The organism is Saliphagus sp. LR7 (assembly GCF_003344565.1).
In the GTDB taxonomy this organism is placed as follows: Archaea; Halobacteriota; Halobacteria; order Halobacteriales; family Natrialbaceae; genus Saliphagus; species Saliphagus infecundisoli.
The window spans coordinates 158,754-181,578 of sequence record NZ_QPND01000005.1 but is presented as its reverse complement, the minus strand read 5'-3'; the positions used below and the strand labels follow the sequence as shown (position 1 = coordinate 181,578).

The window sequence follows — 22,825 nt, the reverse complement described above, 5'->3', positions numbered from 1 at the left end:
CCGATCCCCGGAGTCGAAGCCATGAGTGGTTAGCGTAACTTTTGCACATCGGGGAGGAACGTGTCGATCCACTTGTTTGCGAACCCAAGACGGTTCGAAAGGTCTAGGAATGTGTCAGTAACGAACCATCTGAAGTGATCTTGTTCCTCAAATATTTCTGGCGAAATCTTTCGCTTGAGGGTTTTCCAGAGCGGTTCGATTGCATTGAAGTTCGGCGAGTATGGGGGAAGGAAGACGAACTCGATGAGTGGTCTGCGCAACGTTTGAACATCCCTTCACGGAGACCGGAGCCCACGGGATGACGAGACGGAGTTTACAGATCTGGAGCGCTCAAAGGTTACGCCAACCACTCACCGAGTTCGTCGGCCCGTTGTTGGGTGAGATGGGCGTGGTGACCGCCATCGTTGTCAGCGATGAGCAAAATCCGGCCGACCGGATTCTGCTCGCGGATCGCCTCTAACGCTGCACAGATACTCTCTTTTGTCGTCCGTTCTCGGACAATAAGCGTACTCTTCCCGAGTAATGCGTAGAAGCCGAGCGTTTTCCAGGGAACCGTGACCAGCGGTTTATCGATTTCGACGGTTCGGTCGTACGACCACATCCGCTGGGAGTTCTCGAACGGCTGTGGCCACGAGGCATCGAAGAACCCGAGAACGAGTGGCTCCTCATCGGTCTCCTTCGTGAGCGCCTCTCCCAGGCGCTCACGAAAATCCGCTTCAGCATCGGGTGATTGTCGAGGATCCATCGGTCGCGGTTTCGCGTACTGCATGCCGTCAGCCCGAAGAATGCGAGCAAGATGGGCTCGATCGTACGTGACGCCATAGCGGTCCCAGAGCAGGGCGTCGATCTCCTGTGGTGTCCAGGGTTGGCCGTCTTCGAGAAGCGAAAAGAACTCCTCGAACTGGTCAGGGGAGAGCTTCGCGGGCGGCCCGCCCGCGAAGCTCGGTCGAAGCCCGTCAACACTCTCCGCGTTCCACCGAGCGAGCCATCGATCACCGGTGTGACGCGAGACGCCGACGCGTCGCGCGGCCATGCTGGTTGAATCATCGAGATAGAGGTTTTTGACGAAACAGAGCCGCCGGACGAGACGGGTCTCGTCCGCCTTCTGGGCGTCGTTAATCACCTCATTGAGCTGCTCTTCCGACAAATGCCTCGTCATGTCTATCCGACGACCTGTCGCCATTTGGGCTTAGTAGGCTCTCTGAAGGCTCAAACATTGCGCAGACCACTCGAGCGGCGGGCGAGCACTGCCTGTCTGGTTTCGCTTCGAGGTGTCCCGTGAGTGGATTGATCACGTACTCGACGACGCGTTGTGCCGGAAGTGGGAAGCACCAACCAACGGCGTCGGCATCCCAGCGACCTACAGCCAACTGGACGCGGGCTGAGCCTGCCCGCGTCCAGCGCCAGTCCTGTGAATGAGCGACCGCTATGGATCATCTCTCTAGTGACGGCGCCCTCACTAACGTGAGACCGCCGTCTTTGCTCGATTCACGGAATCGGTTCTTTTGATCTCGTTCGTTTTGCTCCAGAAATCGAGTCAGCAATCAGGATCGATGGGAACTACCGAATGTAGATAGTCCTTATCAAGATCTCCTACGAATGAGAGACGTAAGCCATGACAGATCGATATCGAAGCGTGCTTCGAACTCCTTAACAAGGAGGAGGTCTGTGTCAGTAAGGCTCCGAGTCAGGATCATCGAAACGAACTGGGTGACGCACAGCAACACACCGATACCGGCGAACGCAAGTAACCCGAGTGCCTGCTGAGAGATGAGTACAAGGGTACCGATACCAACTAATGTCGGCGGTACCAGCGGTTTAAATGCAGCCACTGAGAACGGGTGGCTCTTGATCGCCAAGTAAATCGCGACGACTTCGACTGTGTTGTAGATGAAATAACCAACGACAGTCCCGAACGCCGCCCCGATGATCCCGAAGCGGGGAATAAGCGCTGCGTTCAACAAGACGTTCACGACGACGCCGGCGATTGCCGAATATAACTCGATGCGTGACCGGTTGATCGCTTTGACCATATCGCCGTTCAATCCGACAAGTACACGGTAGAACAGCCCTGCCATCAGTACGGAAAGGGCGGGAGCTGCAGGGAGGTATGCCGTCCCGAAAAATAGACGAATGGCGGCCGGCGAGAATAGCGTGAACAGGAGGACTGCGGGGAACGTCAGCCAGACAATCCACTTTGTCGTAACGGTATAGAGCGTGTCGAGACCGTCGAAATCACCCTGTGAGTAATGTTTCGTGGCGAGAGGAAAGAAGAGAAATGCAAACGATCCTGAAAAAAAGAAGATCACCTGTTTTAGCGGTTGGATCGAACGGTAGTAGCCGACAGACTCCGACTCAAGGAAGTAGCCGATCATGATGATGTCGATGTTCGCAAGCATGATGTGCAACGAAGCAGCTGCAGCCAGTGGCCACGAGAATGACCAGAGTTCATGAACCGTTTCGCGCTTCGGAAGACGAGCAATGAACGAACCGAAGTTGATGTGCTGTTGGACAGCATAGAGCGCCAACAGTGCGCCCACTATCGAAAAGGAGAGCCAGTAGCCGATAGCCCCGGCGACCGGCTGACCGGCAACGATAAGTCCAGCAACAAGTGCTAAGCCGAGCATTCGAGGACCGACTCGCTCGGCCAGCGTTGCGGCGGTAGTGCGTTCCTCGGCACGGAGGATTCCTACACTCACTTTCGCGATCGGAAACGCGAGGAGATAAGGAACAAACGCGACAAGTAGCGGCGCAACCTCGGGATCATCCATGAGTGCAGCGATTTCGAAGCGCGCAAGGTAGATGACAGCGGCTGTAAGGACGGCCCCTGCGAACGAAATCGCGTACCCACTCCGGAGCACGTCCAACTCGTCGTGGGCTGATTCTTTTTCTGAAAGGGATCGAGTCACGCCGTTCGGAATTCCCAGAATTGCCAGCGAACTGACTGCACTGACGATTCCGAACGCGAGACCAAGTCGTCCGTACGTTGCTGGAGCCAGCGCCCGCGGGATTAAAATCTCTGCGAGAAGACCGAGAATATTTGCTACGACAGTCCCTGCGAGTACGATACCCGCACTCTTCACAAGTCCACTGAGACTATCGGCGATCGAACTCACATTCGATCGGTCAGTTGGAAGCTAGTAGAAGATTTCGTTACAGTTGGCCAACTTAGGGTGTCATAGAACTCTTCACACACCTCGGTAGCAACCGAAAACAGCCGCCTGAGAAGTAAGTATTATCGCTCATCCCGACACATTGTAACACAGCAGTTTCTCGAACCAGTCGTCCGGTGAATTGAGCTTCAGTGCGAGAAAATGGAGGTGTTTCTGGAGATGATGCTTCGAGGCGCCGCGGAACTTCGCCAACCACTGGCGAAGGAAGCTGTGGCGGTTCTCACACGTGTTTGTGTGGGCGTCACCGATCACGTAGATCTCAGAGTGGGTGACGGCCAGATGGCCGTCCACCCCCTCCGTCTCCTCGATGTCGTCGTAGATCGTGTAGTCGTCGGTGCAGAGGATCACGCTTCCGTCGCCGTACTCGGCGATATCCTCGTCAGCGTTTTGGAGATTTTCACAGACCAGAAACCGAACTCGTCCGTCGATCCGACGGACGAGTGTCAATACTGGCGGTTTGTCTGATTCGAAGGTTCCGCGCCCCTTTTTGAGAGTCCGCGCGGAGTGGTCTGCGCAACGTTTGATCATCCCTTCACGGAGACCGGAGCCCACGGGATGACGAGACGGAGTTTACAGATCTGGAACGCTCAAAGGTTACGCCAATCACTCAGCGCGGACTCCCATCCTCGTCTTCGAGTCCTTTCTCACCAGCGGTGACGTAGACCTCATCAGCTTCGCACACGTCAAAGAGTTCGAACTCGTCGATATCGCCGCTGACGTCCTGAACTTTGTGAACGAAGTTGAGGACGGCTTCGTAGTCTCGCTCAAGGTCACGAGCGATCTGAGCGGTCGGCTCAGATCGCATCTCCTTTACGATGTAGAACATCTCTTCGAGAGCGAACCGATGCTGGCCGAAGATCGTGTCCGTGAGGTCATTGAAGTAGGTTTCACAGTCCTTGCACCAGTACTGCTGGGCGTCTTTGCCCGTGGTACCTCGGTTGACAACGGTCTCACTCTCGTAGTGGACACACGTCACCGTCTCGCCCGCTTCGGCGAGACGGAAACGCTCGAAGCATCGCTCACGCCGTGGGAGAAAGAATGAGCTGACTCCTCGTCCATCGTTGGCTGCTGTTGAGTCACCAGCAAAATCGGTATTATGGTTTATCAAGATGAGCGTAGGATGTTATGATTACGCCAATTCAGACACCAACTTTCGGAGTGCTTGGCTCTGATATTCGTCGGTGAAATATTCTTGATTCTTCCACGATGGGGGGTGCGGCCCTTGGAGTAGCCAATCAGCCATTTCGTCGGACTCTGTGACCAGGTTTCCGCCATCAACTATGAATGGAATGTCCCCCGCAGGACGAGCGACAACCGGCAATCCACAGGAAAGTGCTTCGAGGATAACCAGCGGGACGCCTTCGTATGGGGAGGGGTGAACGTACGTATCGGCTGCCTTGTAATACTCGTCAATAACGTCATGGGGGACCTTTCCCGGGAGAATGACATCCTCACCAAATTCCTCTTTCAATTCTTGGCTGAACGGACCCTCCCCGACCAAGACGAACGTCATATCCTGCTTGGCGAGCACGGTCCGCATGACATCGGCGAGAAAGGGCATTCCCTTTTCGCCTGTGAGGCGGCCAACGAATAATGCAACTGTTGAATCACTTGGGAGGCCGAGATCCTCTTTGTAACCCCCCCTATTTTCCGGGGGTGAAAAGCGGTCTGACCCAGGTTTCGGTGGGGGGAGCAAAACAACATCGTCGTGTGAAATGCCACGGGCTGTTGCCTGATTTCGCTCATACGGCCCGAGAGCAATCATCTTATTAGATAACTTCGGGGGGATGTGTCCGAGGACATTGCCAAGAAAATATAACCCTACCCGTTTCGCCCCATTGTAGTAATGATACTCATTATATACATCTCCAGTTATGCGCGTCACCGTAGGCACACCCTCTCGCCGTCCCGCAATTGCCACCCCTGGGGCATGAGTGTGGTATTTCCAAACGTTGATTAGGACATCCGGATTGCGAGATTTCGCGTACTCCACCGTGGATTTATAGGCGTCGTATATCTCCCCGAACGGGGTTCTACTGCCTCTCTGGGTGGTTTCAACCCTCGTATAATATTTATGAAGGTGTTGGGGGGAGGGTGCACTGCCAAATGCCTCAAGATCGAAATCAGAGCCGATATACTCGCCCCAATCGGCGAATACCTGCTCTATATTGCCTATGGGGTCGTTTTTTGAGCCCAAATATAACCCAACTCGAACCATACTGGTAAATTCAATCCCACTGTTATATCATTTTCTCCTTAGACACATTCAGCCGATCAGATCGGATTAGGGTAAGCGTCTGAGGGTGTCATAGAAGAGTTCTCACTCCGTGATGATCGTGCTCCCTGGATTGTCTCCGCGTTCGTGGTTGGTGAGTGCGATAACGAGACGAAGGCAGAGCGCAAGAAACACCTGCGCTCGTGCGTGGACGCGACCTCGGGCGTGATAGGGTCTAGCGTAAGCTATTGACATCAAGGAACTGATCGAGCCAGGCAGCAGCGAAGCTGAGTTGCTGTGTCAAATCGAGGAACATTTCTTCGACGAGCGCGCGGAATAATGAGTCTGAAAACTTTTGAGACTTACGTGTGATATCTACGCAATGGAACGGTCACGTCGAAAAGAGGTCAAGCGCCACCTATCCGAAGAAGAGATGGACGAGTTGCTCTGTGAGGCCGACGACGACCATCATCTTCGGCGCCTCGGCTTCCTCAAAAACCTCTATCAAGGTGACTCGATCCCAGAGGCCGCCGACCGCGAAGGCCGGTCGGCGACCACCGGTGGTCGCTGGGTGGACGCCTGGAACGAGGACGGAATAGAGGGGCTAATGCCGAGTTTCGGGGGTGGCCGACCCCCGAAACTCGACGAAGACCAACAAGAAGAACTGATTGAGATGTTCAGTACCTCACAAAGCGTCCTCAGCTCACTGCCGCTGAAGCCTGAATTACCGACGAATCTGGGCTGGACGTGTGCTCCAACGATTCATCCAGGCGTCAGGAGACGAGGAAGCGTCGCAGTCGGCGGCGGTCAGCCGCTGACGCGACGGCATTGCCACTGATCGGCAGGGCGGGCTCGGTCACCAGTTATCGGTGGAATCGGCCATCCGGTGGCCGGTTTGCGGGGACGGCCCGACGCGCTGCGAGGGCCGTCCACGCCGCCCTAATTACCATGTCGACGAACTCTTCAAAAGGCCATCACCAGAGGCGACGCCCGCCCTGGCGGGGCGTCGCCACTGGGTCTTAGGCACATCTTCAGCAAGCAGACGCCTCAACTAACTGGCTTTGTGAAGTACTGAGACTAAATTACAGGCTGACCAGCGTGAACGGCGTGTCACCTTGAGCTTAGAGGCCAACAAGTGGGATTATCTGTATGGAGGCCCACGGACCAATATGACCGTCAGAGAGCACCAGGATTTTCTGATTAAGTTTGGAATGTGTGTTGTCTTTGAGGTGGGGTTGATGATATTGGTATTTTTGTTAGTTATTTAGTGCCTCCAAGACTGCTCTCAGCGAATTTGAGTGTAGGTCTTAGTAGTATTTCGGCGGTTGCCGATGAACGAGTAGCGTGGACGGGTTCAAAGTCGTCGCGGTCTCTCGTTTTCAAGAAGAAGAGAACTGCTAACTTCCCGTGACAAGTGGGGTGATGCCCCTCGGAACGTATGGCCTCGAAAACCCCACACCTACCCCCTGTTCGAGTCTATAGCCCGTACGACGAGGTTCGTGAATCAGTCTGAAACGCCAGTCTCGCCCAACCGCCGAAGTAGTATTAGTTGAGTTTTGGGTTTTCGGGGGTGCTTGGTGTATCGAGAGGAGTATATAGCGATTCTCCATCAACCATGCCCTGAGCGCTGCTTCCAACTCCATGCGGGATTCGTCGCTGATTCCCTCGGGATGGGCCTCCGAATAACGGTGTCTAAAACCCTACTAACCTCTTTTGAGTCCTTCACCGCTTTCTTTATCGTCTCTTTATTAATCCTACTTCCGCGGTTTAGCGTATCGTCGTTTTGAGGGCGTTTTCGCGTGTGACAAGGCAGGTTCTTCTCAGCGTCTGTGCCGTTTCAGTGGTGGTAGGTTACCACGTCAGCACCACGGCGAAGTGCGTCAAATCGGTGATGTCTTCTCAGGCCGCCAATTAAAACCGGCAGACTGCACCCCCTCCAAGAAAATCGTGCTACTCGTTCAAATTCAACCGCGGAAGTAGGATTAAGCCCATATTCCTCGGATATTTGCCCAAGGTAAGTGAGGTCAGTGTTTGGGGCGCCTTTATCTAATATATCCATTATGTATGGGATACTTGTCATACTAATCTGTTTATTCGAGAGTATCTATAAAGTTTGTGCCCCGAGACCTATATATGGGTATCAATACTGAAGGTCACAGATACCCGAGATCCTCGAGATTACCCTCAACCTCATCGGATAGGTCGCCCTCACCCAATTCAGACGCTCCGGCCCCGGCAGACCCAGCCGAAGCACGATACTCATTGGCCAATGTACGGAGTTTGTCGCGTTGATCCGGGTCGTCTGCTGGCTCCTCCTCAATCTCCGAATGGGGGGCCCGATAGAGTTCCCCGCTCCCCTCTGATTCGATATATTTCCAGTCACCCTCTCTGACGGCGATTTTATCCTTTCCCAGGGTGTGATAGATGGGCTCATCAACAGTCCTTTCAGATATTTGTAGTGGTTCGCCTTCCCAGGCCTCAGGGGCCTCTATGTTAGCCGCATGGAGTAACGCCGGTGGGATATCGAGATGCTGAGCAGGGGTCTGCGATCGGCCGATCTCAATCCCTGGAGTGCGGATGATGATCGGGACCTGAGTCATGGAGCCATATAGCGATGCGTCGTGGAAGTCGCCGAAGCGGCCGAACTCTTCACCGTGGTCCCCGGTCAGGACGACAGTGGCATTATCAGGAATGACATTAAGCAGGCGACCAATCTGTTCATCAGTACTCCGAACCCCCGCGTCATAGGTGTCGATAACGTTCTGTGGCGGTTCCTCGCCCTGCTCTATCAACTCCTCTTGCCCCGGATGGATCGTGTGTTCGATATCGGCATCACCACGGAGGGCTTCGAGGTGATCGGGCCAGTACCCATATGGGGTATGGGCGTCCATCAAGTGCACCCACAGGAAATACGCCTCGTTCTGATGGTCGTCAACGAATGAGAGGGCCTGATCAACCGTATCCCTGTCCGAGTGACTGGGCTGAAAGCGGTTGCCCTTTCCTGTTTGAGAGGAGCGCAATTTCTCACGCACAGGTCTCAGAACCTTCTCAAGGACGAGGTCGCTATTGAGGGTGTCATTAATCGCCTGTCCAGCTCGCCCCAAAAGGCCGTGCTGATCTGACGAGTCTTGGACGCTATAGTAGGTGTCGAATCCGGTGTCATACCGATAATCCCTGCTCACGAAGCCGTTGACTGCGAAGCCTCCAGTCGCGTACCCGTGGTCGGAGAAATATGATGCCAGCGGGCAATACTCTTCTGGGATGCCAAGTCCGTCAATCTGTAGCGTTGACACTCCCGTATGCAAGGACTGAAACGCCCATCGAGTACCTGGGCAGTTTGAGTATGCGTGTTCGAAGACGGTCGCTGTATCAGCAAACGAGTCTATATTCGGTGAAGTGGGTCGATCATACCCATAACACCCGAGGTGGTCCGCCCGGAGACAGTCCACGCTGATAAACAAGACCGGGTTCATAGGTAGTGTTGAAACTACCGTCTGCTAATAACTTGTGTCTCTCGCTACGGAGGAGTGCCTCACGCGTTCGGGTCGATTGTCATCCTCCTGGTAATGCCGATCCCGACCCAGACGTTATTGGCATCGTCCCTTACCAAGAAGCAGTCCAAACACTGATGGAGGTGCTCTCATTTGAACTGATATGAGTGTCTTGGTCCTTGCCAGGGATTACTACCCAATTAGTGCTGGTGGGGCATTCACCGACACTGAAGTCGCAGAGAATGCTGCCGAGAAGGGGTTTGATATATCGGTGATCACGCTCCGATTGAATGAGTCGCCGAGTATAGAGACGCGGAACAGTGTTGAGATTCATCGACCGATCCAATCACCATTTCATGACCGGCCGGTTGGAACCCCGCTGAACGTTTTTGGTGAGTTCCTTGCTGCCATATGCCTCCTGTTTTATGCAGCAATCTACCGCCTTCGTCATGACGTTGAGGTGATATACTCTACAAACCATCTTATGCATCCTGTCGCAGCAATCCTGTCACTCGGTGGGACCCCCGTCGTAAACTTCGTAGCCTATACCCCCTCCCTAAATTCGTCCAATGAGCGACTTTCGAATCCGTTGTATCTATTTGAACAGATAAATTTCCGAATGTTCATGGGCAACGTCGTATATTCACGGAATCCTGATATAAGGAAACAGATAGCGAGATTGAATCCAGACTCAGATGTGAAGCTTGCTCACGGGGTTGTCAACAGCGAAGCGCTGAATGCTGCGACAAGGGGTATTGAGGAATGGGGGCAGAAGCTATACGACGAGTACGATGTTTCGTCGAGTTCAACCCTTCTTGCCTTTGTCGGTCGCCTCTCTGAGCTCAAACGACCGTCACTGGCCATTGAATCATTTTCGGAACTTTCGGATGAACACGAATTGCTCATTGTCGGCGATGGCCACCAACGAGAAGCTGCTGAAGCCAAAGCCCATAAGCTCGGGTTGGAGGATCGTGTCCACTTTCTGGGAATGTGTCCTCACGAAGAGGCACTCAAAACAATGCTTCTATGCGATATTGTCCTTCTTACGTCGACGACCGAATCCTACCCCACTGTCGTGTTTGAGGCACTATCCGCATCGTGCTCGGTCGTCAGCACGCCGGTAGGGATCCTGCCTGAACTAAGTGATGATCTTGATGACCTTACTCTCGCCCCACCGGAGGCACTTGCAAAGTCGGTGATTAACTCTCCTTCGAACAGCAGGCAGACAGTAGATGAGGACCTGTTGCGGCAATTTTCAGTGAGTCGGCTTGCTGACGACGTTTGCCAGACCTTCAGGTCAGAGAGGGTTTGTTAATCTGTGCGTTCGGGCCTCGGAAGAGGTCCGTGTCGGTTTCTGTGGACATGGTACGTTGTCACTGTAGCCGCGATGCCTTGTTGTGATGGAAAATGTACCTGTTCAACGACCAGAACGCTATATCGTTCTTTAGAGGTAGCGTTAACCTTATCTCATGATGGCATCTGTGTTCGGTTAAGGCCATATCTCCGTGTTGATGGCTTGAGCCACCCGTTTGTTCAAGGTGAGGCGTGATCTCTCTGGTTGGCGTGCCTCGTGACGCACTACTTCGGGAAGGTTCGGTGGGGGATGGCCGAGAGAAAGTGCGAGTTCTGCAAGCACTGGCTGGGCGACCGACCTTTAATGAGTACGAAAACTTTTGTGAGTTAATGCCGACTGTCGTTCATGGAACGCTCACGTCGCAAGGAGATCAAGCATCACCTGTCTGAAGAGGAGATCGACGAATTGCTGCGTGAGGCTGAAGACGATCACCGACTTCGGCGTCTCGGGTTCCTGAAAAACCTTTATCAGGGTGATTCGATTCCGGAGGCCGCCGACCGGGAAGGCAGGTCGGCGGCCACCGGTGATCGCTGGGCAGAAGCCTGGAATGAAGGTGGGCTCAAAGAACTGATGCCGAGTTTCGGGGGCGGCCGGCCCCCGAAAACTCGACGAAGACGAACAAGAAGACCTGGTCGAGATGCTCCGTGACGGCCAGCCCTGGAAATCACAGGAAATTCAGCATCTGCTTCAGGAAGAGTTCGGTGTCGAGTACAGTCCGAATTATCTCGGGACGTTCCTTCGGGAGCTAGGTCTGTCATACGCGAAACCACGGCCAAAGCGACCTAGTCGGCCTGAGAACCCAGATGAGATTCTCGAAGAGCGCGTCGATGACGCGCTCGACGAGGACGAGCAGCCACACAACAAACGCGAGGGAGAAGACGGAGACGGCTGGGTCGTTGACGACGATGTCTGTACTGATGGCGGCACTGTCCTTGGATTCTTCGACGCGTCGAAACCACAGCCGTACGATAATTCGCGCCGTGTCTGGTACGTCGACGACCCGCACATTGAACGGCCGTTGGTGAAAACGCACGACTCTGCGGTTGGGTTCTACGCACTGAACGGTGAGAGTCACGTGACGTTCACGGAAGACGAAAAGAAGGAGCGGATCTGTGGCGTCTTGGAGGAGGTGCGCGAGCAGAATCCCGGCAAGCGGATTCTGCTCGTCTTGGACAAGCACGGAGCACATATCTGTCAGTACACGCGCAAGCGCGCCCATCAACTGGGAATCGACCTGATTTTCATCCCGTCAGGATCGCCGCATCTCAACCCAATCGAGAAAGTCTGGGACTTTCTCAAGTGGACAATGGCACCGATCGTCGTTGAGAACGAAGACGAGTTCAAAGAACTCGTTCAAGAGACGTTCGAGAAAATAACGCAACGAATCAGCTTTGCAAAGAAGTGGTGTGAGAAGTTTCTTGACTTTCAAAAATTATCTTAGTCATTATCGGTCGGTCGCCCAGCGTTCTTCTGGATACTCAACATCGGGATCAATCTCCTGAAACACCGCAAACAAGGCTCTTCTGACCGTGAGCGTCAGAAGAGCCGCCATTACGAGCAACTCTGCAATCGCTTCATTACCTGTCTCGAACTTCTCCAGTCCGTACCGTGATTTCAACTCCTGGAACAGCAATTCAACCTTCCATCGGAGGCTGTACAGTGCTGCTACTTGCACTGGGGTGAACTCATCCGGGAGATTCGTCACGTAGAGATGGTAGTCGTCGTTGTCCGTAATGAGGACACCGACGACGCGGAACTCAGTGGTAGCTGATGACCGGCTCTCACCATACTGCCGTCGCTTGAACTCGAACTCACCGGTTACGTCGATATGCTTGCGTGTGAGCTTCGAGAGCTTGTCTTGGAGATGGGTCCCAGTCAAGGAAATGGCGCGCCCGCGCCATTTTCGTCGCTCGCCTACGATTCGTGGATTGGCGTTCGTCTTCAACTGGCTCACGAAGTAGCCCTCGTTTTCATCGATCAACGCGAACCGACGATAACTGTAGAACCCGAAATCGAGCAGGAACAGCCGCCCACGCAGCCAGTTCCCAGTACGGAACTGGCTGCTTTCATGGGTTCGTTCGTCAGTGAGATTGAACTGTGCGAGCGTCCGCTTGCTCATGTTGTAGACGAGGTACAGCTGTGCTCCAGATTGATCCTCTTGAGTCGCTGGAAACGTCGTAAGAAGCCGATGCAACCTGAACACAGTTGCATCGGCGATCATCGTGTCCCGAAACTGGGTGAGTTGCGGGGCGATCGTGTGAGGAGCTGCGACCTCCTCGAGCGCATGCGCGAGGAGGTCGCTCAGGAGGTCACGGAGTTCCGGCGTCAATCGGTCGTAGAAGCTGGAGCGAACCACGATCTGGTTGGTCGCAGTTTGGTAGGCGCGCTGAAACGCGGCGATAGAGCGGGTTTCGCCGTCCACGGCGAAGCCCAAGATGAGCGACCAGACGAGCATCGTGATGTCGATTTTCCGGTGACGTTGGACGGCATCGCGCTCGTGCGCGATGCCTTCAACGAGCTCTGCTGGAAAGGGGGAAGTCAACCGGCGGCGAATGAGGTCTGGGGAGAGTTCCGTTAGCACAACCTCTCCCTACGCGGTCTACAGCGATAACTTCGTCAACAGAGCGCAGTCTCTTGGTTCCTCGGCTTAACCGAACACCAATGGACCACAACCACAACCATGACCGATAACCCGAACAACGCCAGCAGGGCGTAGAAGCCTGCCTGTCCCGAGGGAACTCGATACCAGGGCGAGACAGATACTATTGTCGTTAATAAGACGGTTAATATGACCTCTAGGAGGACTGAATTCCAGTCAAGCGTTTTCATTTTTACTGAATCCTACAGCGTGGTTATTATCAAAGATTCTGTTGTGTCGTGTGGAATTACTCATATCCCGTGTTGGATCCCACGTGAGTCGGTATCCTCCCTGGCTGAAGCGAATTATATCAGCCCGTTCGCGGAGGAGGAGGGTTTCGTGAGAGCTGTCTCCCAATGTCCCATTCAGGAGCGGATCATTCAGCTCCGTGACGCCAGGAACGGGGTCAAGGCCGGGCTTGTGTGTCGCGTCGGCGGCCTCCACATCAACCTGTTCACGAGCGTAAAAGAAGTCCATCGCGACAGGCGACTCCGAATACTCCAGCAGTAAAGTCTTCGCGGAGGTCTCTCCTTCTGTTAAGTATTCACGAGGCTCTCCGTTGTAATCCGGTGCAAGAGCGGCTGATCCGGCCTGCGGAACCACCAGGACCAGAACGAGGATTAACGCTGCAACTTGGCCCCTACGCCCCTCGTGCTGATATAGAGCCGAAGTACCGACTCCGAGGAGCGCGACGAAAGCAGGGATGCCGAAAAGGACGATACGCGATGGAGCTGCAACCTGCAAGCCGACAATCGAGACCGCCGTGAGAATGACTGGGACTGCAGCAGCCCCGATGAGGAGGGCGGATCCAAGCGTCCGATCACGAACCCATAGCCATAGGCCAGCGAGCGAGACCACAGGAAGCAACACGAGAAAGTCAGCTCTCCGAATAAGGATCCCGGTGATGCCAGAGTTCGCCGGCGCTGCTGCAAGCGTGGGTGCGTCTGCCGGCGCGATGGATAACCCGCTAGCCAAGAGGGGGATGAGTTTCGAGACGATCGCTCCGCGAAGGAACACCGTCATCAGCCCCCACTGAACGAACAGCCCCGCTGCCAGGACCAACAGTAGGACGCCAACCTGTGACGTGCTGAATCGAGCGATCCCGCGGGCTGATCCCCCGAACCACCCTCTCGCCCAGTAGAGCAGCACAGCCGCTCCGACGACCAGGACAGGAATTAGCATCGAGATCTTGTGTGCGATCATTGACGCAGTGAGGACGACAAGGAGGCCGTAGAGCGCGTCCTGGTCGCCGGCATCGAACAACTGGATCAAGAGGATGAGTGCCGCACACCAAAGGAGGACCGCAAGCACTTGGACAACAGGCCAAAAACCGAATTGTACGCCAACCGCGGCGGTCCCTCCGAGGATGGCTGATATACCTGCTGCGAGTGGACGATGGCCTCGACTCACTGTCCGGTTCGCAAGTGCCGCGGCGGTGAGTGGGAGCATTAACCCGACCGTCAGCGGGATCGCGATAAGGACAGTCTTGCTTTCAAATCCCGAAACGATTGACGTGATCGCGTTAGTGTAGTAAAATGCCGACAGCACGCCATAGGTCGAGACATCTCTCGCGACAACATTCATCCCACCTGTCTGCATCACGTGATTGACCCCAGCAGCATATTTGTCCGGGTCCATTCCGATCATCGAGGCTGGCCATAAATAGAGAAACAAGCGGACCGAGACCGCCACCGCGACGATCACCCCGAGAGTAGGAGCCAACAACATCCGACGTGAGGAAGCCAGGATGACTCCGGCGACGGCGACGACAAGGACAAAACCATGAACCCAGGGGAAAAAGCGTTCAGTTTGATGGACGCCGATGACCATCGTGCTAAAACTCAATAAGCAAAGGGAGAGATAGAGCTTCGAGAGGCGCATAGTCTTCCAAACTCATGGCAGGTATTTGAGTGCTCCGGTCCGAATGACTGTTCCTCAGACGTGCGTGTTGATGGACGCCGAGTTCAGCAGAATCTCCGAGTCCGTTCCGTTTCGGACGATGAATCTTGTTGGTTTATCGGGCAGGAAAGATTCGGACCCTGTCGAAAGTTCCTCCCCGTGGAAATAGGTTGTGTAATCGCCTCCAACAGCCCGATCAATACGGAGCGAGTGCTTTTCGGCATCCGTCTTTAGTTAGGAGACGAATCGCGTGACAGCGGCGACTTATCGAGACTTCTTTGCGAGACGAATGAGGAGACGACGGCTGTGCACACCAAAGCCTCCTCATCAAGAATTATGCGTCGGCTCACTCCACTGTTTCCCTCTGATAGGGATCAGCAGAAGAGTTCATAGTTTTTCTCGTTGCGTGACTCTCCTAGTAGATCGTTTTCCTCGTGGGAATCTCCGAACGCTCATGTGTAGAAGTCAGTACCTATGATTTTCTCGAACCAGTCGTCGGTATTGAGGAGATAGCCCAGGAAGTTCAGATAGCCCTGTAAGTGGTGTTTTGAGACCCCTCGAAACCTTCGCAACCAGTTGCGAAGGAAGCTATGGCGGTTCTCACAGCTGTTTGTGTGAGCATCACCTACGACGTAGTGGTCGTCGTGATTGATGGCTAAATGGCTATCAATCTCGTCGTACTCGTCGATTCCGTCGTAGATGCTGTACTGATCAGTACAGAGAATGACGGTCTCATCGCCGTACTCGGCAATGTCTTCGTCGACCTCTTCGAGATTTTCGCGGACGAGGAACCGAACTCGTCCGTCGGAGCGACGGACGAGTGTCAATACTGGCGGTTTGTCTGATTCGAAGGTTCCGCGCCCCTTTTTGAGAGCCCGCGCTCGCGCGGACTCCCATCCTCGTCTTCGAGTCCTTTCTCACCAGCGGTGACGTAGACCTCGTCAGCTTCGCACACGTCAAAGAGTTCGAACTCGTTGAGCTGACTCCTCGTCCATCGTTGGCTGCTGTTGAGTCACCAGCAAAATCGGTGTTATGGTTTTTCGAGATGAGCGTCCGTAGAAACCGCCGCAGTATTGCGGTTTCCCATCAGTGGCTACACCAGTGAAACCTGCGAAATCAGCTCTCGGCTAGCGGTCCTACGAAGCAGAAAATAGATACACCTGACAACCAGCACGGTGAGCTTCATGCTTTCACGTACTCCTATGTATTGAGCTACCTCGATCGGATAGATCTTATAACTCCCTCAGTGCACTGAGATAGAATGACGAAAACACGGTCTGTAGACCGATGATGATCGCCGTAAAGGCAACGAGAGAGCCGATCGTAAACTCCATCGTTCCAAACCCGCCTGAAATCCACTCTATGAGCAGTACCCCAGCGTAGAGCCCGCCAGCAGTGAAGATCACCAGACCGATCGTTGCGCCGCGTTCCAGCGAGAGCGACCCAGTAATTCGTTCCGTGATCGGATCCTCGGGTTTCTGAATCGGATCGCTCGTAACCGCTGCGAAAACCCCAAGCGTCCCGATCTGGTAACCGACGATCGTCAGCAGGCTCCCGGCGATCATCGAGTGCACACCCGGGGTAACGCCGTTGATCGACTCCCCGATGACTGCCAGTATCATAACGAGCAACCCGATCCCAGAAAGGGCTGCACCTGGAGCCGAAAACAGGTATCCGGGCGCATTCACCAGCATGAACCGGACGTGGCGCCACCCATCTTTGAAGCTCTCGAGGGTCGCCTCGCCCTCGCGCTCGTGATACGTGATCGGCACCTCCTCGATCACCATGTCCTTGGCACCGGCTTCCATGATCATTTCGCTGGCGAACTCCATCCCGTCGCTCTTGAGGTCCAGATACTCCAATGAACTCCGCCGGATGATCCGAAAGCCGCTATGCGCATCGCTGACTCCTGCATCATAGAACGCGTTCAGGAACTTCGTCAACAGCGGGTTCCCGATGTACTGATGCAACGGCGGCATTGCTCCGGACTTGATTTCGCCCTCTAATCGACTGCCCATCACCATGTCGGCACCGGTCTCCTCTAACCGATCCAGCAATTCGGGAATCTTCTCGAAGTCGTAGGTCGTGTCGGCGTCCCCAATGACGATGAACTCGCCTCGAGCACGATCGAAGGCGTACCGGTAGGCGTAGCCATAGCCGGGCTCGTCCGGCGTCACGATGGTCGCGCCCATCTTGCGGCCGATCTCGGGTGTTCGATCAGTCGAACTGTCGCTCAGGATGATCTCGGCCGGGACCCCGAGCTCGGCGATTGCCCGTTTCGCCCGCGTGATACACTCGCCGACGCCTTCCTCTTCGTTGAGCGTCGGCATCACGATGCTGATCGTCGGCTCGCGTTCGCTCTCCGGCCCGACGAGAAGCTCGTCGGCTTCGGTCGCGTCGGTCTCGATCGTCCGTTCCTTGGCTCCCCCCTCTTCGTGTGCCAGAACAGTCCCCGACGTCTCGTCACTCACTCGATCGCGGCTGGTACTCATGTTCTGATTGGTCCTATGTACATAGTATCGGAACCGACTCTCTCTCGAAATCGATGTTCGTCTCACTCCACACCACCATCCTACAAATAAGGTTCGGCTGACTAGGACAGTCACTATAGTTTGAGATATACGTTTCGTGTGGGATACCGGTTCACTAGTCCCCGCGAGGGGCCTGTGCGATCCGCATGTGGCCGATCACGAAGGATCTGCCTAAGATGGTTCTCCCGATCAGTGAGACGACCGTGATCGACCGACTCTTCGAGCAGCTCGAGACCGACGACCGGATCGAGACGGTCTACATCTCGACGAACGATCGGTTCACCGACAAGAATTGGAGCCTGTCGATTTCGGCTAAGGCGCTCGGTCCGCTCCCTGCTCTCGGTGTCTCTCGTATTTCACAGCGGTAGCGTGGGCCGTTGCTGGACAGATGGCCCGATACACTCGCCCTTGGATATGGCCTATACAGCACATCCGTTCGAGGTGATCGACCAGCGATTCTACCCGTTCCTCGGGGAGATCGAGTTCGCGTGCAATCCCGTGAACGTTTCGACGTCGCCCTTTCAGAAACTCGACAATTCCGAGTGCGTCGTCACGTCCGGTTTCGGCGAGCTGTCTCTCGATGTGTGCTCCCTCAAGACGTCCGTGGCAGGTACTACAGAGAGTGACGAGATTGAGATCAATCCGCGCATCCTCTTTGGGCAGGTACTTTCCGGACACGATGTGGTGCGTGTTCATCGCGAGCGGGAAATGATCGTAGTTTCCGTTGTGGTCACCACACCGCTGACAGACGTTCCCGTCGCGCTCTTTGATTTCGTCGGAGCGTTTCTGCCATTCATATCCTCGCGAGCCCGCTTCGTCGTACTTACTTCGCTTCATGTGCCTCGAGAACGATGTCTCTCCCGCTCTCGGTGATTCCGTAGAGTCCTCGCGTCACCTGCTGAACGTACCCCCATCGACAAAGTCGGTCAATGGTTGTCCGTACCGTCGTGGCTGGGAGTCCGGTCAATTGGCGAATGAGCAGCGGGTTCACCCGGTCGTCTTCGGTTTTAAACTCGCGAAGTATCTCGCATCCATGTTCCGTCACGTCACTTATGTAGCCTCTCCGGATCGCTAGTTCCGGCAGTTGCTCCGTCCAGTGTTCGAATCCCTCACCGGCTGCGTGGACGCTCGAGTGACAACTCCGGCACAGAGGAACCAGGTTGTCGAGATCGTTGTTCGTTCGGTCGCCGTCGGTATGATGGACGACGACTCGGGTCGTAGCATCACACTCGATACACTGCTCCCCCTTCGCACTGAGACACTTCTCTCGGTAGTGTTCGTTACTCATCGCCCTCGTCGTTCTCCTGTGAACTACTCCTCTCTGGGGTCGTTCTGGAGTTCGTACAATCCTGGTGCGAGCTTTTCGACGTAACCATGTTCTACGAGTCGCCCGAGTCGGTTCGTGATGTTCTGTCGGCTATACTCCTCCTTTTCGGCGATGTAGGACGGTGATCCTCGCCCTTCCTGCAATCGATCGAGAATCGCGTTGTCTGTTGGATTCAAATCGATCTCCTCCGATGGCATGAGCGTCAGTTGGTGACGCTCGTACTAAACCACACGTCATCCACTAACAAGTATCTTTGTATTGGTTTCTAGTATGGGTATATAGTAATGATACAAAACTACTAATAGGCTCTAAGACAAGGGTGTGGTAGGCACGGACGCCTCAGAGAATCTGAGGCCGGTGCTTGAGACACCGACCTCCGTGCTGGAGAGTCCAGCAAATGACGACTACACAACCCACGCAAGAAACGGTTTCGGCTACGGATGCACAGTCAGTCCTCTTCGACCGACCCGCCTCGAGTTACGACTACGTCGGTCAGGACACCGAAGATGACCACCATCACTACGACCGGATCACGAACACAATCTACGTCACCCGACACGCCCCCGAGGCGTTCCACCCCGACCACACCGACGAGCCCTGGATCCGCGTCCACGGCCCGAGCCGCCACACCGAACACTTAGACGAGTACGACGACCGGGACGTCCCGGAGTGGATCACCTACGTCCATTCGGTCCGCGGGTGGGCCGAGTACCCGACCCCGATCCGAACCCGCCGAATCCCCACCCACCTCACCCTCGAACTCGAGCGCCCCGTCACGCCGGGTGATATCGAACGCGCGTACTGCGAACTCCAGTCGCTCGTCTCACGAACCAACCCCGCCCCGGAGGGCGAGCACCGATGACCGACCCAACCAAAGCCGGCTTCGACGTCCGCTACACCCCTGAGGGCGGCCAGCCGCGCACGACCGTCTTCGTCCCCCAAGAGACGGACGACCAGTGGCTGCGCGCCGAGTTCGAGTGGACCGGTGCGGACTGGCGCCCGGTCGGGACCGAACCCGTCACGCAGGTTGCCCTCTTTGACGAGGACTGTGAGCTGACGACGCCCGCCCGCGAGGAGCTCCTCGGAGCCGACGACCGCGACCACGGTGAGGAGGGCCCCGACCGATGACCGACCACGCGCTCGCGGACGAACTCGAGGCACTCCGCACGCAAAACGAGCGTCTGGCTGAACGGGTCGCCGATCTCGAGGCCCGCCAGAACTCCAACCGTGACGACCTCCCCACGACCGACACCATCTCCCACGAAGCTAACGACCGACTGAAAAAGGAAAACGAGACCCTCCGCCAGGAAAACGACCGCCTCGACGAACGAGTCACCGACCTCGAGGCCCACATCGAAACCCTCGAGTCCCGCCTCGCCGACTGCGAGAGCGAGACGACCCGCCTCGACCGGGCCACACAGGCGGCCCACCGCCGAGGGGCCACGCTCAAAGAGAGCGTCGCCGAACTCCAGGCCCGCGAACTCGAGAAGGGCGCCCACCTCCACGATTCGAACGTCGAGCCCACAGACCTTGACGTCGCGGGCGACCGCGTCGAGCGGATCACCAAAGAGGACGGCACCTACGTTCGCCTGCCCGAGCAACGCGATCCCCTCGAGCGTGGCGGCGCCACCACATTAGCCCACGGCGACCTCCTCCCGATCCAGCAACTCGCACGCATGGACGCGGACATGCTCCGCTCGACGACCAACGCCCTTCCCACCCGGCTGGCCGCCCAGCTCTGGAAGGCCCGAACCGACGAAACCGTCGGGGACGATCCATGGAGACGGGGCTCGAAGGCCGTCCAGGCCTCGGTCAAAGCCAGCGACCTGAAACACTGGATCCGTCGCCAGGAGCCGGGCACGAGCGAGAGCTACGCCAAGAAGCTCGTCTCCCGGACGATCGACGCCTTACTCGAGCTCTCGAAGAACCGGCTGGCGATCCACCGAAAGCAGGAACGAAAGAACGGCTTACAGTACAGCGAACGCCGGATCGTCCTCCCCGCGGACGCGGAGATCCCGGGGGAAACAGCACGGACCGACACAGAGGCCCCGGGGACAGCTGACGTCCACGGCTGAGGCCGTCCACGGGCCCACACCTGCCCTCGAGCCAGGGTCACTACGCTCTACGAACCCACTACCCTACCCGAACGCGGTCCGTTCTAGCGGTTCACTACTTACGGGTCTACCCGAGAGCGATCGTCGGCGATCACCACGACGGACACCCTACCGAGAAGCCACCGAGGACGACGGCTGTCCACGGGCTAGCATCTCGATGTCCGGTTTCATAGATCCACTCCCAAAGCGCTTCGATGGGAGACCAGTCCAAGGAACTCGTACGGCGTCGACGAGTTTGGCCTCGACTCGAAGGACTCGCTGCATACGGTTCAGTAGCTGAACGACCTCCCGAACAGGCGAGTCCTCCTGACGGGGATGGCCTCACAGTGGCAGGCAATCGGGAACCTCGGCAGCAACGAGCGCGCATTCCAGCACCGCGTCTCCGACGACGTTAACCTCGCCCTGTTCGATCGCGAGGTTCGATCGCGAGCAGACCGACGAGATGGTTCGGTGCCGGACCCCCATAGTGACCGCCAAATCAACATCATGCTGAAGCGGGCCGCGAAGGACCTGTAGACGACGGCTCGCGCCTATTCACAACTCAGCGAAACTTTCTTCGTTCTGGTTCGTGAAGATGAGTGTATGTATCGCCGACAATATCTCGGCGCTGCTGGAACGATGCTTGCGACGGCCGCGCTCGCGGGCTGTCTCGGCTCCGGCGAGGGAGAGAAGGATGGCGTCTTCGTGGAGACCGCTGTCAACGAGTTCGCCCTTGATATCGAGTTCACGGAGGACTCTTCGATCCGAGAGGTGAAGCTACTCCGAGACGGCGAGCTCGTAAACCAGGCTACCCTCCAGGGGGGCGAATACCGTACCTCGATCCAACTGGTGCAACACGACAACAAGGACATCCGGGGGATATACACACCAGGGGATCTCACACTCGTCGCGACCGATGACGCCGGTGCAGAGCACGAACATGAACTGACTATCAAGCCCGCCCTGGAGATCGTTGACGTCCGGGTCCCCGAAGACGACATCACGAGGCTCCTGATCGAGATCGAGAACACCGGCAACGGTCCCGGCGCCTTGACCCGCCTAGGCGTGCTCGGCGAGAAGCTCCACGAGGAGTTTCCTCTCGAGGACGACGACGGCGGGGCCAACTTCCTCCAACACCCTTCCGACGAGAGCGACTGGCACGCCAACTTTCCGCTCGCGGCCGGGGAGAGCGTAGAGATCGTGCCGCCGAACTCCGTGCTCGGCTTCGTTGCAGTTACCGGCCACGAGCCCAACCCTGAACCTCACTGGTACGACGATCCGGAGACGCTCGCGGACGAGCTCGGTGGAGAAATCATCGCCGTTGACACCCTTGTACAGACGGCCACTCGCAGCCTCACTGCCAACGTCGACCTGCTCCTAGAGGGCGACGTCGTCGAGGGTGGCAGGATGTTCTACTTCGATGAGGCCCAGGTCGACGACATTGAAACCTCGGTCGAGGCACTGTAGCGGATCGTCCCCTCCCACCCCCGTTCTCCTTGCCGACCGGCCCCCCGCTGACCATCGTCTTCCACGGCACCCGACTGACGCTCGCGCTTCGCTTCGCTCCGCGCTCGCTCAGTGGATAGTCAGTCCTGCTGTAGTCAGGCCAACCCCCTGATTGGGCGCTCTGGGAGGTCGTCCTGGACTGCTGAAGATCATCTGAAATCCGGTGTTCAGAGCTCGGCCTGATAGTCAATTATCGCTGCTCACAGCATGGTCTGATAGTCCATTTTTCTATGATAGTTGACAGCCAGTTCAGGCCGGTGCCCACCCCATCATTTCCGCTGTTATCGGAACTCATCTCACGCTGCTCAAGCACACTCATTTACCCTTCTTTGAGGAGCCTGATTTTCTCTTGGTCTGTCTCGGTGTGACCTCCTCTCTGGTGGTGGCTTCGCGCCGCACTGCTCATGATCCCTCTCTTGTAGCTCGGTGGGATTCCTCTCTTCCCCTATCATATCTGATAGTCGTTCTGGCTGGTGCTCCTGGACCCATCCACGCAGTTCCCGACGTGGGGGGGTTCACCGGGCTAGATACTGTCGGTAACTCGATTTGGAAGTAAAATTCCAGTAAAGATTTTTGATTGAATGGGCGTGATAGGGGG

At 56.0% G+C, this 22,825-nt stretch carries 16 protein-coding genes and 9 pseudogenes; 9 read left to right on the top strand and 16 right to left on the bottom strand.

Annotated elements, in window-relative coordinates:
• Positions 1-29 precede the first annotated feature (29 nt).
• The 6 genes and pseudogenes from DVH23_RS25260 to DVH23_RS09570 form a co-directional block, all read right to left on the bottom strand.
• Positions 30-260 (bottom strand): transposase, encoded by a 231-nt coding sequence (locus DVH23_RS25260; protein WP_114577215.1) that lies wholly within the window; start codon positions 258-260, stop codon positions 30-32.
• Positions 261-337: 77 nt separating this feature from the next.
• A complete protein-coding gene (locus DVH23_RS09600; RefSeq protein ID WP_157972375.1) occupies positions 338-1,159 on the bottom strand; it encodes an IS630 family transposase in 822 nt (273 codons plus the stop codon).
• Between the two features lie 424 nt (positions 1,160-1,583).
• Positions 1,584-3,116, bottom strand: coding sequence for a flippase (locus DVH23_RS09590; RefSeq protein ID WP_114577213.1), 1,533 nt, complete (start codon positions 3,114-3,116; stop codon positions 1,584-1,586).
• Between the two features lie 126 nt (positions 3,117-3,242).
• Positions 3,243-4,232: pseudogene (locus tag DVH23_RS25255) on the bottom strand (IS1595 family transposase).
• Positions 4,233-4,302: 70 nt separating this feature from the next.
• Positions 4,303-5,391, bottom strand: a complete 1,089-nt coding sequence (locus DVH23_RS09575) for a glycosyltransferase (RefSeq protein ID WP_114577212.1) — start codon at positions 5,389-5,391, stop codon at positions 4,303-4,305.
• 102 nt (positions 5,392-5,493) lie between these two features.
• Positions 5,494-5,616: pseudogene (locus DVH23_RS09570) on the bottom strand (IS5/IS1182 family transposase); the annotation flags it as partial.
• A 154-nt stretch (positions 5,617-5,770) separates the two neighbouring features.
• Between DVH23_RS09570 and DVH23_RS09565 the strand changes: the two are divergent.
• Positions 5,771-6,079, top strand: a pseudogene (locus tag DVH23_RS09565) (transposase); the annotation flags it as partial.
• Positions 6,080-6,251: 172 nt separating this feature from the next.
• On the opposite strand, the pseudogene DVH23_RS09560 reads toward DVH23_RS09565, so the two are convergent.
• A pseudogene (locus DVH23_RS09560) lies at positions 6,252-6,401 on the bottom strand (ISH3 family transposase); the annotation flags it as partial.
• 1,140 nt (positions 6,402-7,541) lie between these two features.
• Positions 7,542-8,861, bottom strand: a complete 1,320-nt coding sequence (locus DVH23_RS09555) for a sulfatase (protein ID WP_114577211.1) — start codon at positions 8,859-8,861, stop codon at positions 7,542-7,544.
• A 181-nt stretch (positions 8,862-9,042) separates the two neighbouring features.
• Between DVH23_RS09555 and DVH23_RS09550 the strand changes: the two genes are divergently transcribed.
• Positions 9,043-10,194: a glycosyltransferase gene (locus DVH23_RS09550; protein WP_114577210.1), complete on the top strand. Its 1,152-nt coding sequence runs from the start codon at positions 9,043-9,045 to the stop codon at positions 10,192-10,194.
• Positions 10,195-10,368: 174 nt separating this feature from the next.
• Here DVH23_RS09550 and DVH23_RS24570 read toward each other — a convergent pair.
• A pseudogene (locus tag DVH23_RS24570) lies at positions 10,369-10,533 on the bottom strand (IS4 family transposase); the annotation flags it as partial.
• Positions 10,534-10,578: 45 nt separating this feature from the next.
• Between DVH23_RS24570 and DVH23_RS09545 the strand changes: the two are divergent.
• Positions 10,579-11,674, top strand: a pseudogene (locus DVH23_RS09545) (IS630 family transposase).
• Positions 11,675-11,689: 15 nt separating this feature from the next.
• Here the strand turns inward: DVH23_RS09545 and DVH23_RS09540 are convergent.
• The 4 genes and pseudogenes from DVH23_RS09540 to DVH23_RS09525 form a co-directional block, all read right to left on the bottom strand.
• Positions 11,690-12,814 (bottom strand): annotated as a pseudogene (locus DVH23_RS09540) (IS4 family transposase); the annotation flags it as partial.
• A gap of 234 nt (positions 12,815-13,048) precedes the next feature.
• The gene (locus tag DVH23_RS09535) at positions 13,049-14,701 is read right to left on the bottom strand and encodes a hypothetical protein (RefSeq protein WP_114577209.1); all 1,653 of its coding nucleotides are present in this window, start codon (positions 14,699-14,701) and stop codon (positions 13,049-13,051) included.
• Positions 14,702-15,222: 521 nt separating this feature from the next.
• Positions 15,223-15,749, bottom strand: a pseudogene (locus DVH23_RS09530) (IS1595 family transposase); the annotation flags it as partial.
• A 253-nt stretch (positions 15,750-16,002) separates the two neighbouring features.
• Complete coding sequence (locus DVH23_RS09525) at positions 16,003-17,262, bottom strand: glycosyltransferase family 2 protein (RefSeq protein WP_114577208.1); 1,260 nt, start codon at positions 17,260-17,262, stop codon at positions 16,003-16,005.
• Between the two features lie 185 nt (positions 17,263-17,447).
• Between DVH23_RS09525 and DVH23_RS09520 the strand changes: the two are divergent.
• Positions 17,448-17,582: pseudogene (locus tag DVH23_RS09520) on the top strand (NDP-sugar synthase); the annotation flags it as partial.
• A 31-nt stretch (positions 17,583-17,613) separates the two neighbouring features.
• Here DVH23_RS09520 and DVH23_RS09515 read toward each other — a convergent pair.
• The 3 genes from DVH23_RS09515 to DVH23_RS09505 all read right to left on the bottom strand — a co-directional run bounded on the left by DVH23_RS09515 (position 17,614) and on the right by DVH23_RS09505 (position 18,825).
• Positions 17,614-17,997, bottom strand: coding sequence for a hypothetical protein (locus tag DVH23_RS09515; protein WP_232833736.1), 384 nt, complete (start codon positions 17,995-17,997; stop codon positions 17,614-17,616).
• Positions 17,998-18,124: 127 nt separating this feature from the next.
• Positions 18,125-18,589 carry an HNH endonuclease signature motif containing protein gene (locus DVH23_RS09510; RefSeq protein ID WP_114577206.1) on the bottom strand — a complete coding sequence of 155 codons (465 nt, stop codon included), beginning with the start codon at positions 18,587-18,589 and terminating at the stop codon, positions 18,125-18,127.
• Between the two features lie 23 nt (positions 18,590-18,612).
• On the bottom strand, positions 18,613-18,825 hold the full coding sequence (locus DVH23_RS09505; RefSeq protein WP_114577205.1) for a winged helix-turn-helix transcriptional regulator: 213 nt from the start codon (positions 18,823-18,825) through the stop codon (positions 18,613-18,615).
• Between the two features lie 200 nt (positions 18,826-19,025).
• Between DVH23_RS09505 and DVH23_RS09500 the strand changes: the two genes are divergently transcribed.
• From DVH23_RS09500 to DVH23_RS09480, 5 genes are all read left to right on the top strand, one after another.
• A complete protein-coding gene (locus DVH23_RS09500) occupies positions 19,026-19,490 on the top strand; it encodes a hypothetical protein (protein WP_114577204.1) in 465 nt (154 codons plus the stop codon).
• Positions 19,487-19,756, top strand: a complete 270-nt coding sequence (locus DVH23_RS09495; RefSeq protein ID WP_114577203.1) for a hypothetical protein — start codon at positions 19,487-19,489, stop codon at positions 19,754-19,756. Before DVH23_RS09500 ends, DVH23_RS09495 begins: the two co-directional genes overlap by 4 nt.
• Entirely contained in the window at positions 19,753-20,703 is a 951-nt protein-coding gene (locus DVH23_RS09490) for a hypothetical protein (protein WP_232833730.1), read from the top strand. The genes DVH23_RS09495 and DVH23_RS09490 overlap by 4 nt, the downstream gene beginning before the upstream one ends.
• A gap of 354 nt (positions 20,704-21,057) precedes the next feature.
• A complete protein-coding gene (locus DVH23_RS24565; RefSeq protein ID WP_232833729.1) occupies positions 21,058-21,258 on the top strand; it encodes a hypothetical protein in 201 nt (66 codons plus the stop codon).
• Positions 21,259-21,360: 102 nt separating this feature from the next.
• Positions 21,361-22,188 carry a hypothetical protein gene (locus DVH23_RS09480; protein ID WP_157972374.1) on the top strand — a complete coding sequence of 276 codons (828 nt, stop codon included), beginning with the start codon at positions 21,361-21,363 and terminating at the stop codon, positions 22,186-22,188.
• The last annotated feature ends 637 nt before the right edge of the window (positions 22,189-22,825 follow it).

Excerpts from the sequence above, each read along its gene's own strand:
- DVH23_RS09600 (WP_157972375.1), bottom strand. The coding sequence starts at position 1,159 with ATGACGAGGCATTTGTCGGAAGAGCAGCTCAATGAGGTGATTAACGAC.
- DVH23_RS09575 (WP_114577212.1), bottom strand. The coding sequence starts at position 5,391 with ATGGTTCGAGTTGGGTTATATTTGGGCTCAAAAAACGACCCCATAGGC.
- DVH23_RS09555 (WP_114577211.1), bottom strand. The coding sequence starts at position 8,861 with ATGAACCCGGTCTTGTTTATCAGCGTGGACTGTCTCCGGGCGGACCAC.
- DVH23_RS09550 (WP_114577210.1), top strand. The coding sequence starts at position 9,043 with ATGAGTGTCTTGGTCCTTGCCAGGGATTACTACCCAATTAGTGCTGGT.
- DVH23_RS09535 (WP_114577209.1), bottom strand. The coding sequence starts at position 14,701 with ATGGTCATCGGCGTCCATCAAACTGAACGCTTTTTCCCCTGGGTTCAT.
- DVH23_RS09525 (WP_114577208.1), bottom strand. The coding sequence starts at position 17,262 with ATGAGTACCAGCCGCGATCGAGTGAGTGACGAGACGTCGGGGACTGTT.
- DVH23_RS09515 (WP_232833736.1), bottom strand. The coding sequence starts at position 17,997 with ATGAACACGCACCACATCGTGTCCGGAAAGTACCTGCCCAAAGAGGAT.
- DVH23_RS09510 (WP_114577206.1), bottom strand. The coding sequence starts at position 18,589 with ATGAGTAACGAACACTACCGAGAGAAGTGTCTCAGTGCGAAGGGGGAG.
- DVH23_RS09505 (WP_114577205.1), bottom strand. The coding sequence starts at position 18,825 with ATGCCATCGGAGGAGATCGATTTGAATCCAACAGACAACGCGATTCTC.
- DVH23_RS09500 (WP_114577204.1), top strand. The coding sequence starts at position 19,026 with ATGACGACTACACAACCCACGCAAGAAACGGTTTCGGCTACGGATGCA.
- DVH23_RS09495 (WP_114577203.1), top strand. The coding sequence starts at position 19,487 with ATGACCGACCCAACCAAAGCCGGCTTCGACGTCCGCTACACCCCTGAG.
- DVH23_RS09490 (WP_232833730.1), top strand. The coding sequence starts at position 19,753 with ATGACCGACCACGCGCTCGCGGACGAACTCGAGGCACTCCGCACGCAA.
- DVH23_RS24565 (WP_232833729.1), top strand. The coding sequence starts at position 21,058 with ATGGCCTCACAGTGGCAGGCAATCGGGAACCTCGGCAGCAACGAGCGC.
- DVH23_RS09480 (WP_157972374.1), top strand. The coding sequence starts at position 21,361 with ATGCTTGCGACGGCCGCGCTCGCGGGCTGTCTCGGCTCCGGCGAGGGA.